This is a genomic window from Frankia nepalensis, from assembly GCF_016786325.1.
GTDB lineage: Bacteria > Actinomycetota > Actinomycetes > Frankiales > Frankiaceae > Pseudofrankia > Pseudofrankia nepalensis.
Genome location: NZ_JADWYU010000040.1, coordinates 1 through 11,668 on the forward strand (window position 1 = coordinate 1; position 11,668 = coordinate 11,668).

At 76.5% G+C, this 11,668-nt stretch carries 8 protein-coding genes; 3 read left to right on the forward strand and 5 right to left on the reverse strand.

From position 1 onward, the window contains the following. Nucleotides 1–93: 93 nt before the first annotated feature. Nucleotides 94–1,347: a Glu/Leu/Phe/Val family dehydrogenase gene (locus I6A81_RS01885; protein WP_203006908.1), complete on the reverse strand. Its 1,254-nt coding sequence runs from the start codon at nucleotides 1,345–1,347 to the stop codon at nucleotides 94–96. A 198-nt stretch (nucleotides 1,348–1,545) separates the two neighbouring features. On the opposite strand from I6A81_RS01885, the gene I6A81_RS01890 reads away from it, so the two are divergent. Then, complete coding sequence (locus tag I6A81_RS01890; RefSeq protein WP_203006907.1) at nucleotides 1,546–3,216, forward strand: glycosyltransferase 87 family protein; 1,671 nt, start codon at nucleotides 1,546–1,548, stop codon at nucleotides 3,214–3,216. Here the strand turns inward: I6A81_RS01890 and I6A81_RS01895 are convergent. After that, nucleotides 3,140–5,002, reverse strand: a complete 1,863-nt coding sequence (locus tag I6A81_RS01895; RefSeq protein ID WP_238430761.1) for a hypothetical protein — start codon at nucleotides 5,000–5,002, stop codon at nucleotides 3,140–3,142. The genes I6A81_RS01890 and I6A81_RS01895 overlap by 77 nt on opposite strands. Before the next feature lie 485 nt (nucleotides 5,003–5,487). Between I6A81_RS01895 and I6A81_RS01900 the strand changes: the two genes are divergently transcribed. Next, on the forward strand, nucleotides 5,488–7,047 hold the full coding sequence (locus I6A81_RS01900; RefSeq protein ID WP_238430763.1) for a hypothetical protein: 1,560 nt from the start codon (nucleotides 5,488–5,490) through the stop codon (nucleotides 7,045–7,047). 227 nt (nucleotides 7,048–7,274) lie between these two features. Beyond that, nucleotides 7,275–8,726: a PP2C family protein-serine/threonine phosphatase gene (locus tag I6A81_RS01905; RefSeq protein ID WP_203006906.1), complete on the forward strand. Its 1,452-nt coding sequence runs from the start codon at nucleotides 7,275–7,277 to the stop codon at nucleotides 8,724–8,726. 128 nt (nucleotides 8,727–8,854) lie between these two features. On the opposite strand, the gene I6A81_RS01910 is transcribed toward I6A81_RS01905, so the two are convergent. The 3 genes from I6A81_RS01910 to I6A81_RS01920 all read right to left on the reverse strand — a co-directional run. After that, on the reverse strand, nucleotides 8,855–10,483 hold the full coding sequence (locus tag I6A81_RS01910) for a lipopolysaccharide biosynthesis protein (protein ID WP_203010069.1): 1,629 nt from the start codon (nucleotides 10,481–10,483) through the stop codon (nucleotides 8,855–8,857). Further along, the gene (locus I6A81_RS01915) at nucleotides 10,480–11,163 is read right to left on the reverse strand and encodes an acyltransferase (protein ID WP_238441435.1); all 684 of its coding nucleotides are present in this window, start codon (nucleotides 11,161–11,163) and stop codon (nucleotides 10,480–10,482) included. The genes I6A81_RS01910 and I6A81_RS01915 overlap by 4 nt, the downstream gene beginning before the upstream one ends. Beyond that, a partial coding sequence (locus I6A81_RS01920; RefSeq protein WP_203008551.1) for a DegT/DnrJ/EryC1/StrS family aminotransferase occupies nucleotides 11,160–11,668 on the reverse strand: 509 nt, incomplete at its 5' end. The genes I6A81_RS01915 and I6A81_RS01920, both read right to left, overlap by 4 nt.

Consider the following 11,668-nt stretch of genomic DNA (forward strand, 5'->3'; position numbering starts at 1 on the left):
ACCCCGCCGCCCGGCGGCCGTCCGGCGGAGTCGTGCCGGCCGCCAGGATCTTGGAAAATCCCCAGGCCCGAGGGATCTCGGGGTGGTGAGACCTCAGGGATAGAGGCCCCTGGTCTGGTGGGCCTCGGCCACCCGGCCGACGCCGATGACGTGCGCCGCCTCGCGCAGCGCCAGGCCGCGCTCGCGGGCGAGCGCCGACACCTGCGCGTACGCCCGTTCCATCAGCTCGGCGAGCCGTTCGTTCACCTGGCCCTCGGACCAGAGATATCCCTGCAGGTTCTGGACCCATTCGAAATAGGAGACCGCGACCCCGCCGCCGTTCGCCAGGATGTCGGGAACGACGACCACCCCGTTCTCGGCCAGGACGGGGTCGGCCTGGGCCGTCACCGGGCCGTTCGCGCCTTCGACGATCATCTTCGCCCGTACCCGCCCGGCGTTCTCCGCCGTCACCACGCCCTCGCGCGCCGCCGGTATCAGCACGTCCACGTCGAGCTCGAGCAGCTCGGCGTTGGTCAGCGTGTCCGTGTCGGCGAAACCGACCACGGTGTCGGCGCCGTCGGCGACATGGCTCATCAGCGCGGCCGGGTCGAGCCCGCGCGAGCTGTAGACGGCGCCCTTGACGTCGGACACGGCGACCACCCGGCAGCCCGCGTCCCGCAGGTACCGGGCGGCGAGCGCGCCCACCTTGCCGAAACCCTGCACCGCCACGGTGACGTCCGCCGGGGCGACGCCCCGTTCCCGCAGCGCGGCGAACGTCGCGAGCTGGACGCCCCGGCTGGTGGCGCCCGCCCGGCCGGCCGTCCCGCCGACCGACACCGGCTTGCCGGTCACCACCCCGTGCGCGGTGTGGCCCGTGTGCGCCGAGTAGGTGTCCATGATCCAGGCCATGACCTGCTCGTCGGTCCCCATGTCGGGCGCCGGGATGTCGTTCGCCGGCCCGATCAGCCCCACCAGCTCGGCGGCGTACCGCCGGGTCATCCGCTCCCGTTCCCGGTCGGAGAGCATCCCGGGCTCCACGGCGATCCCGCCCTTGGCGCCGCCGTACGGGATCCCCATCAGCGCGCATTTCCACGTCATCCACATGGCGAGCGCCTTGACCTCTTCGAGGTCGGTGGACGGGTGGAAGCGGATGCCCCCCTTCGCCGGCCCGCGCGCCAGGTTGTGCTGTACCCGGTATCCGGTCAGTACCAGCAGCTGCCCGTCATCGCGCCGCAGCGGAACACTGACCGTGACCGACCGTCGCGGCATGCGCAGCAGGTCGTGCATTCCATCGTCTAGACCCAGGTGCCGCGCCGCGTCCGCCAGTTGGACGCAGGCGGTGTCCCAAGGTGATGCCCCGAGGCTCACTGGCCCTCCTATGTGGCCCGGGGGGACGCGGCCCGCCATCCGGCCGCCCGGCAGGTGAGGGCGCCGGGCGGTCCACCCGGCGGGAGGACCCTGCCCCCCGCGAGCGCATCGCCGTTGATGCACTAGGTCACGCACGCTACCCGCCTGGAGGGGTCCCCTCCACGCGGCCCGGCGTGGTCGGCCGGTACCGTCCGCGATATGCCGCCCGACTCGCCCCGCGGGGACAACTCGCGGACGACATGGGAGGCGTCCGCGCAGGTCCCGGGGACAGGGGAGAACGCCACGGGCGCGACGGCCGGGGCCGCCGGGGAGGCCGGGGAGGCCCGCCGGGAGGCCGGCGGCGCGGACCGGGCCGGCGCCGAGGCGGCTGGCGCGCGCGGCTGGCGTGCCCGGATCATCGCCCGGGCTGGCCGGCCGTGGTCGGCGGAAGGACTCTGGGGATTCTGGGCCGTCAGCAGGGCCGTGCTGCTGGTTCTGGCGTTGTACGTGCACCCGCTCGGCGCCCAGCACGGCGTCGACGGTGACCTGGAGCTCTACGCGGGCTGGGGGGACGCGTTCGTCCACGGCCGCGGTCTGCCGAGCGGTGACGACACCTGGCAGTACCCCCCGGGCGCGGCGCTCGTCTTCGCCGTCCCGGCCGCCGTCCACGCCCTCGTCGGGCTGCCCTACCGGGTCGGCTTCCCGCTGTTCATGCTCGCGCTCGACGCCGCCGTCACCGCCGCCCTCGCCCGCCGGGGCTCCTCCCGACGCCAGGACCCGTCGGACCCCGAGCGGGTGGGAACCCGGGCCGGGGCGCGGGTCTGGCTGCTGGGCACCACCGCGCTGGGCCCGGTGACGCTCGCCCGGTTCGACCTGGTGCCGGCGGCGTGCGTCGTCGCCGGCCTGCTCGCCCTGGGCGCGCGGGCCGACCCCGGGCGGGCCCCGTCCGGCGGTGAGGGCACCCGGCGCGGGCCGCGGTACGGCCGCGCCGGCCTCGCGGCGGCGGCCGGCGCCATGGTCAAGGTGTGGCCGGCGTTCCTGCTGGTCGCGTGCGGCCGGCCCGCGGCGGGCCCGTCGGGGCTCCGGCCCGCCGGCGGACCCACCGCCAGGGCCCGTCCGCCGTTGCCGCCGCTGGCCCGGCTCGCCGCTGGCGCGCTCGCCGCCGCCGCCGTGGTGGTCGTCCTCCTGGCGGCCGCCGGGGCGACGGGGGACCTCCTCGGGTTCCTGCGTGCCCAACAGGCCCGTGGGCTGCAACTGGAGGCCGTGCCGGCGACGGTGTTCGTGGTCGCCCGCATGTTCGGGGCCGGGCAGAGCGCGCGGTACTCGTACGGCTCGTCGCAGTTCGACGAGCCGGCGGCGCGCGCGATCGCCACGGCCTGCTCGCTCGTCGAGGTCGGCGCCGTGGCGGTCGCGGTCCTGGTCTGGTGGGCGCGGCCCCGGGCCGCCGACGGCGCGCGGGTGAGCGACCGGCTGCTGGCGCTGCTGCTCGTCGTGCTGGTGACCTCCCGGGTGCTCAGCCCGCAGTACCTGATCTGGGCGCTGGCGGTGGCCGCGGCGGGTGTCGCGCTGCGGGAGCGGGCCGTCGACCGGCCGGGCGACGCGCCCCTCGCGGCTGCCCCGGCCGCCCGCCCGGGGGCGGGCCGCTCCGGGAGCCACCGGGGCACTCTCGTCCTGTTGCTGGTGGCGGCGGTGATCAGCCAGGTGGTCTATCCGTGGCGGTACAACGACGTGATCCAGGGGCGGGTGGTGGCCAGCCTGCTGCTGGTGGCGCGCAACCTGCTGCTCCTGGCGGCCTGCTGGCGGGCCGTCAGGCTCATCGCGCCGCGGCCCGCCGCCGGCGCCGCTGGCCGCCCGCGAGCGCGCGTGCCCCGGCCGCGCCGGCGGCCGTGAGCGCGGCCGTCGCCACGGCCACCGCCGCCACCAGCGGGACAGGGCCGGCCGGCCCGCGCGGCCCGAGCAGCCGCCAGGTCTCGGCCAGCGGCGACAGCGTCGCCAGGCACAGCCAGACAGACAGGGCGCACACCGCGCCGACGCCGATCCAGGAGGGCCTCGGCCGCCGCCCCGCCGCCCCGCCGCCGTGCTCGGCGCGGTCATCGGCGGTGTCGGCCAGGGGCCGCGGGCCTTCTGGACCGGCCTCGAGATCCGGGGGGCCGGCGACCCGGGAGGCCCGCCGGGAAGGGCCTCGGGCGGTCAGGACCGCGAGCATGGGCAGCGCCGGGGCGAGGTACCAGGGGTAGAGCACCGGGCTGCCCAGCGCGACCGCCAGCCCGCCGACCCCCAGCACCTTCAGCCCGTCCCACTCGTCCGACCCGTCCCGCTCGCCGTCGGGTGCCTGCCCGTCGCGGGGCCGGCCGCGCCAGCCGCGCCAGAGCAGGACGGCGACGACGACCCCGGCGGCGGCCAGGGTGACGGCGCGGCAGCCGGCGAGCAGCGCCGACCCCCGCCCGGCGGCCACGTCCACGCCGACCAGGCTCGCGAGCGCCGAGAGGAGGGTGGCCAGGATCGACGCGGGCGCGATGCCGGTCGTCAGTTCGCTGGAGGTGGCCAGGGCCCCGATCCAGGTCGGCGCGAACCCGCTCGCCAGCACGCTCAGGCCCCCCACGCCGGCCGTCACCACGAGATCGACCGCCACGGCCGCCGCCACCGCCCGGGGGCCGGAGCTCCGGGCGCGGCGGGCGTGCGCCAGGACCAGCCAGGCCACGCCCAGCAGGGCGGTCGCCTTGACCATGCCCGCGAGGCAGGCCAGCGCCGTCGCCGCCACCGCGGGCCACGAGAGAGGGCCGGGCGTGTCCGGCGCGCCCGCCGGAGGCCGCCGGCCGTACCGGTCGACCAGCAGGGCGCCGGCCAGGGCGGCGGCGACCAGCGCGTCGAGATGCGCGCCGCCGACCAGGTGGATCAGCGTCACCGGGTTGGCGGCGACCAGCGCGAGCGCGACCGCCCGGACACGGTCGCCGCTGGGGCCGCCGATGACGTCGCCGCCGTCAGTGGGCGCCGCTGGCGCCCCGGCCGCGCCCTGGGCCAGGCGGACCGTGCAGCAGACCAGGACGGCCACGGAGACGAGCGCGACGACCCGCAGCGTCACCAGCGCTCCCGCCGGGCCGACGCCGAAGAGGTGGCCGACGGCCGCGGCGGCCTTCTCGACCGCCACCGCCGCGCCGCCGTACGGCGTGTGCGTCTCCCGCCAGCGTGGGTCGACGGCGTCGCTGAACACCGCGCCCGAGGGATCGGCGGCGAGCGCGAGCACCCCGTGGGTCGCCGGGTCGAGCCCGCGCCTGGCGAGCTCACCCTGGGCCGCGTAGGCATAGGCGTCCCGGCTGAACAGCGGCGGGCCGAGCGCGAACGGCGCGCACCAGGCCAGGGAGGCCGCGGACACCGCGCGGGCGCCGAGGCGGCCGGTCCACGCACCTCGGACAAGAGTGATCCAAAGTGCGCAGAGCGCGATGACCGCCAGCGCGGCGATACCGGCAAGTGCGCCCCTTGTGGTGCCGGTGGGCGGAGCCGGTGGAAGAATGCCGAGCCAGGATGTCGGGTCGATTGCGCGTGGGTCACGTGGGCCAAGGCGGCCCTCGGCTGTAACGGTGGCAATGGCCGCGCAGGCCCCGGCCGCCAGCAGCCAGGCCGGCGCGGATCCGGCCCAGGGGGTCGCCCGGACCGGGGGCGGGCGAAGCGCCGGCAACGTCTGGGAGGTAGCACCGGGTGGGAGGACCGCTCGCCGTACCCGGATCCCCGACGGGACCCCAGGCGCCGACGTTCCAGGCGAATCCGGTGGATCCGGCGGACCAGCCGCCGGATCAGCTGGACAAGGGCGATGACCCGGCTCGCTCACTCCCGTCGTCCTCCTCCCTTGTCGAGACCGCGCCGCTCGTCGACGCCGCGCCGCTCGTCGAGACCGTGCCGGCGCGGACGTCCCCACCGGCAACCCGGCCGGCGTCCCCGGCCGCCGACCTGCCCGACCAGCCTCGCGGACCGGGCGGCGACCCCGGATCGGACCGGGACGCCGGCACCGATCCCGCCGGGACGCCGGGCTCCGTCGGCCCGGGCGGGACCGCGGCCGCGAGCGGCCCGACCGCCGAGGATTCCGAGCGGCGCGCCGACGCGGCCGACTCCGATCGTGCCGGACGGGCCGGCGGCCGCTCGCGGCACCTCCGGCGTGCCGCCCGGATGGTCTACCGCGTCGTACGGGCCCGGCCGTGGCTGCTGACGGCCGCGCTGTGCGCCCTCACGCTGCGTCTCGGGCTCACCGGGCCGGACACGCCGGCGCAGGAGTACCGGGTCTGGCTGTTCAAGCACGGCGGGGCGCGGCTCTGGGACGGCCAGTGGTACGGCGGACACACCCTACTCGGCTACAGCGTGCTGTTCCCGCCGATCGGGGCGCTTTTCGGGGCGCAGCTGCTCACCGCCCTGGCCTGCGTGGCCTCGACGGCGCTGGTGGCCCGCCTGCTGCGCGGGCCGCGGGCACGCCGGGGCCACGACCTGCCGATCCTCTGGTTCGCCGTGGTGACCGTCGCGAACCTGATCGTCGGGCGGGGTCCGTTCGCGCTGGGCATGGCGTTCGGTGCGTTGGCCCTGGTCGGCGTGCGCGAGCGCCGTGCCTGGGCCGCCTGGGCCGGGGCGCTGTGCGCGTCGCTCACCTCGCCGCTGGCCGGCGCGTTCCTGCTGCTCGTCGGTACCGCCCTGATCGGCAGCCTGGCGTGGCGCCGGATCGTGCCGATAGCGGGCGCGCTCAGCGGGATCGTGGTGGCGATGCTCTTCCCGGAGGAGGGCGTGCAGCCTTTCCCGGCGCTCACCTACCTGTGCCTCGTGTCGCTCATCGTCGGCGGCCTGCTCGTGGTGCCGCGCCGGGAGCGGGCCGTGCGCCGCGGCCTGTTGCTGTGGGGGGCCGCCGCGACCGTCTTCTTCTTCGTGCCCTCGACGGTCGGGGGCAACATGACCCGGCCGGCGACCCTGCTCGCGGGGCCGATGGCGGCCGTGCTGCTCGCCTCCCGGCCCAGGATCCTGCTGATCGTGTCCGTGCCGCTGATCGGCTGGTCGATCGGCCCCGTCCACGGGGCGCTGCTCACCCAGGGCGACCCGTCGGCGCGCGCCAGCTACTACACCGGGCTGCTCGACTACCTCGAGCGCGGCCCGGTGCCGGCCGGGCGGGTCGAGATCCCGTTCACCCAGGCGCACTGGGAGGCCCGCTACGTCGCCCCCCGGGTGCAGATCGCGCGCGGCTGGCTGCGCCAGCTCGACAGCGAGCGCAACTCGCTCTTCTACGACGGGACGCTGACGGCCGAGACCTACCACGACTGGCTGCTGGAGCACGGCGTCACCTACGTCGCGCTGCCGGACGTGCCACTCGACCCGGCGGCCGACGCGGAGGCCGAGCTGCTGCGCGCCGGCCTGCCCTACCTGGACCTCGCGTGGGAGGACGCCAACTGGAAGGTCTGGATCGTCACCGACTCGCCAGGCCTGGTGCGCGGTCCGGCGGAGCTGACCGAGCTGGGGGTCAGCTCGGTGACCGTCGACTTCGACCAGCCCGGCGTGGCGACCGTGCTGGTGCGCTTCACCTCGCTGTGGGCGATCGAGACGGGTGACGCCTGCGTGTTCCGCGCCGCCGACGGCTGGACCGGGATCCTCACGGACTCGCCCGGTCCGGTGCGGCTCTCGACCCGGCTGTCGGTCGACGGCCTCACCGGCGCGCGCGCTCTCGACTGCCCAGCCGACCAGCGGGTGCACTGACAGGCTCCCCGCGGGGTGGCCCCGCGGGGACACAGCCGTGTCGCTGTGGCGACAATTCACCTCTGAATGGCAGTCTGGTGTCTTTGTTAGACGAGCGGGGACGGATACCGGCGGTCGGGCATGGCCGCCATCTGGCAGCATGACCGGCACGATCAGTACGACGAGCATGGCCGCGCGAGCTAGCCGCTCCGGACTGATCTATGCCGCGGCGGTGGGGTACGGAGGCCATGAAGAGCTCACTGCTACCAATCATGCTGATCGTCGTGCTCCTCGTGGGCGCCACGGTGTTCGTCGTCCTGTCCAGCCGCTCCGGTCGGACGCAGTTCGGCCCGGGCCCTCACCCGCCCCCCGACCCGGGCCAGCCGCGCCCGAGCCGGCGGGGTGCCGGAGGCCGGGAGCGGCGCGGCACGCACCGGGCCGCCGAGGCGGGCCGCCGGTCCCCGGAGGCGGAGGGCCTCGTGCCGGGCTTCGGCCCGGCCGCGGATCCCCAGGCGCCGCGGCCGCGCGCCGCCGCCGGCCCTCCCGCCGCGCCCGACGAGAGCCCCGGAGTTGGCTCAGGACCTGACCCCTACCTCGACGCGTCCGGCGTCGACCATGCCTGGAGAGATGACGTGACGACGCAGGTTCCCGCGGACGGCGGCGGCTGGCCGGCCGACGACCGTGACCCGGACGCGACCAGCTGGGCGCCACCGCCGGTCGGCCCACCGCACCCCCGGGCGGCGTCGGCGCCGCCGCCGCGTGACCCGGACCCGGACCCGGAGGCGCCCGCGGTGGCCGAGGACGCCGCGTGGCCCGCGCCTCCGGCGCCGCCAGCGGCCCCGGCGCAGCCCGTGCCCACGCCGGCGCCGCCCGCGGCCCAGCCGGCGGCCGCGCCGCCCGAGTGGGATCCCGCGGCGCAGACGGCGCCCGCCGGGCCCGTCGACACGGCCGTCGTGTCGACCGGCCCCTACGTCGCCGACGAGCCCGAGCAGTTCAGCGCGCCGCCGCTGCGGCTGTCCGCGGCCGGCCGGACGCGGCGCGGCAAGCGCGGTGGGCCGAACGAGGACGCGTTCGTCGTCTCCGACGGCCTGCTGGCCGTCTCCGACGGGGTCGGCGGCGAGGCGGCCGGGCAGATCGCCTCGACGCTCACCGTGACGACCGTCGCCGGCTTCCGGCCGCAGTACGCCGCCGACCCGCGCGAGGGCCTGCGCGCCGCCGTGGTCCGCGCGAACAAGGTGGTGCGGGAGCGTCCGAAGAACGAGCCCTCCTGGCGCGGCATGGCCTGCACGCTCGACGTCGTCGTGCTCGGCCGGCAGGAGCAGACCGGACGGACGATCACCGTCGCGCACGTCGGCGACAGCACCGTGTGGCTGCAGCCGGCCAAGGGACAGCCCCGCCAGCTCACCACCCCGCACGCGATCACCGGCGGGCCGCTGCTGAACGCGATCGGCCTGGCCGACGAGGTCGAGATGGACCTCTTCCAGGTCGAGGTCTCCGCCGGTGACCGGGTGGTGCTCTCCAGCGACGGGATCACCAAGGTCATGAAGCCCGAGCAGCTGCACGGCCTGCTCAGCCAGCTGGCCTCCGACCCACCGGAACGGGCCGCCGACGCCCTCGTCGAGGCCGCCCTGCTCGCGGGCGCGCGCGACGACACGACCATCGTCGTCGCGGACCTGGTCCACGAGCCCGCCCCCCGCTAGGGACGCGCCCTGGCCCATCCCGGCCGGGATCGCGGGGTCGCGTCCCCGCTCCGGGGTCGCCCAGGTCCCGTCTGGGACCTGGGCGGCTCCCGGAAGGGGGACGCGGGGCGAGGCGTGGCCGCGGCGGGTCAGCCGGTGGCCGCGTTCGCGGCGGGGCCGTCCGGCGCCGCGCCGCGCCGGCGGAACGAGAGCAGGAACGGCGCCAACACGATCAGGGCGGCGGCACCGGCGGCCGTCGACAGCCCGAACAGCTGGGCGAGGTCGCCGTGGACCCACCGCTGGCCGAACCCGGCGACGGCGACCGCGACGGCCGCCGCCACCAACGGCCGGACGCAGTGACGCAGGCTCGCCAGCGGCGCGAGGCCGGCGCCGCTGATCGCGGCCAGGAGGGCAGGGCCCACGACGAGCAGCGCGACGGCCGCGTGCGCGGCGGCGACTCCGCCGATCCCGCCCAGGTGGGCGCCGAGGTAGAGCCCGGGGACCAGTGCCGCGAGCCAGGCCCCCTGGACCGCGAACACCGCGCGGGTGCGGCCGGCCGCGACGAGCAGGTCGTAGGCGAGCTCCGCGGCGATCCGGCCGGCGCCGAGCACCGCGAGCCAGCGCAGCGCGTCGGCCGCCGCGGCCCACCGGTCGCCGTAGACGATCCGGATCACGGGCGTGGCCAGGGCCGCGAGCAGCGCGCAGGACGGTAGCGCGACCGCGAGCAGCAGCCCGAGCGAGCGGGCGAACGACTCCTGCAGGCGCCGCTGGTCGGCGGACAGCCGGGCGAACGCCGGCATCGCCACCCGCCGCACCGCCAGCGAGAACATGTTGACCGGCCAGCTCGACAGGTTGAACGCGAGCGTGTAAAAGCCGAGCTCGACGGCGCCGAGCCGCGATCCCACGATCATCGTGTCGATGTTGAGCACGCCGAAGACGAGCAGGCTCGAGCCGGCGAGCGGCAGGCCGAAGGCGATCAGCTGTCGGGCTGCCGGGCGGTCGAATCCTGGCCAGACCCGGTAGGGCGCGGCGGCGGTGATGAGGACCGCGGTGACCGCGTTTCCAGCCAGGTAGCCGAAGGCGAGGCTGTAGACGCCGTGGCCGGTGGCCGCGAGCCCGACCGTCACGCCCGTGTTCGCCAGCAGCCCGGTGAGGTCGGCCACCATCCGCCTGCCCTGCAGGAACTGTCTGGTCAGCAGCGCCGCCGGGACGCTCGCGAGCCCGTCGATGAACACGCTGACGGCCAGCAGCCGGATCACCCGAACGGCCTCGGGCGCTCCCAGCTGCTCGGCGATGGCCGGCGCGGCGAGCAGCGTCCCGGCGAACAGCAGGCCGCTGCCCGCGAGGGCGAGCGTCGTGACGGTACGCGCGATCATGCGTGGGTCGGTCGGCCAGCGCACGACCGCGAGGCTCACGCCCAGCTCGTTGACCGACAGCAGGGCGTTGAGGACGACGAGCGCGACCGCGAACTCGCCGTAGTCCTCGGGTATCAGCAGCCGCGCGAGCACGATCCCGGTCACGACCGTGCCGACCCTGCTGACCGCGTTGTTGAGCAGGCTGAAGCCGAGCCCGCGGCGCACGGACCGGCCGAGGCCGTCGCCTTCGGCATCCCCGCCGCCGGCCGGTGGCGTGAGGCGGTGCGGCATGGTCGCCGCGTCCGGGTCCCAGGCCGCCGCGGGGCCCGGCGCCGGCCGGTCCCCGACCAGCTCGAGGCCGGCGAGCTCGGCGTCGCGGCGATCCTCGCTCGCCCAGCCCCGGCCCCGGCCGCCGGCCGTCATCGCGGCGGCGCGGCCGCCGGGCTCGCGGGAGCGACCGACCCCGGCGGCCAGCCCGGGGGTTCCCCGCCATCGGCGGCGCGCAGGCCCGGGCCGGGCCTGGTCGGCTCGTAGGCCGCCGCGCAGCCGGGACAGGTCAGCTCGTCGGTGAGTCGTTCGCCGCATCGGCAGGCCCAGCCGATGGAGCGGGCGGGGTTGCCGACGACCAGCGCGTGCGCGGGCACGTCGCGGGTGATGACGGCGCCGGCGCCGACGAAGGCGTACTCGCCTATCTCGGTCCCGGCGACGACCGTGACGCCAGCGCCGATGGTGGCCCCGCGGCGCACCACCGTCGGGGTGAGCTCGCCGCGGCCCCTGCGTACTTCGGCGCGCGGCCGGAAGTCGTTCGTGAACAGCATGTTCGGGCCCAGGAAGACGTCGTCCTCGATCGTGACCCGGTCCCAGACCAGGACGGCGTTCTTCACCGTCACCCGGTCCCCGAGCCACGCGCCGGACTCGATGAAGGCGTGGTCGCAGATGTTGCAGCCGGCGCCGACGACCGCGCCCGCCATGACGTGCGCGAACGCCCAGATCCTGGTGCCGGGGCCGACGGTGTCCGACTCGCACAGGCCGCGCGGGTGTACGAACACCCCCGGTGGCGTCTCGGCCGTGCCCCGGGCCGGGCCGCCGTTCGCCGTGGTCACGCGAGCGCCTCCGCCAGCTCGTCGACGACCCTGGCCTGGTCGGCCTCGGTGAGGTGCGGGTGGATGGGCAGGCTGAGGATCTGGGCGCAGGCCCGCTCCGCCACCGGGAAGTCGCCGCGGGCGTAGCCCAGGCTGGCGAAGGCCTCCTGGAGGTGCACCGGGAGCTGGTAGTGGATGCCGGCGCCGATCCCGGCCTTGTTCAGCCGTGCCAGTACCGCGTCCCGGTCGGGGATCCTGATGACGTAGAGGTGCCAGACGTGGATGTTGCCCGGGGCCACCGTCGGTGGCCGGACCGGCCCCGGGGACCACGCGGTGCCGGTCAGCCCGGCGGCCTCGAGCAGCGTGTCGTAGCGGGCCGCGACCGCCCGGCGGGCCGCGTTCCAGCGGTCCAGCCGGGTGAGCTTGGCGCGCAGCACGACGGCCTGCACGGTGTCGAGTCGGGAGTTGAAGCCGAGGGTCTCGTGTACGTAGCGGCGTTCGCTGCCGTGTGTGCCGAGCAGCCGGG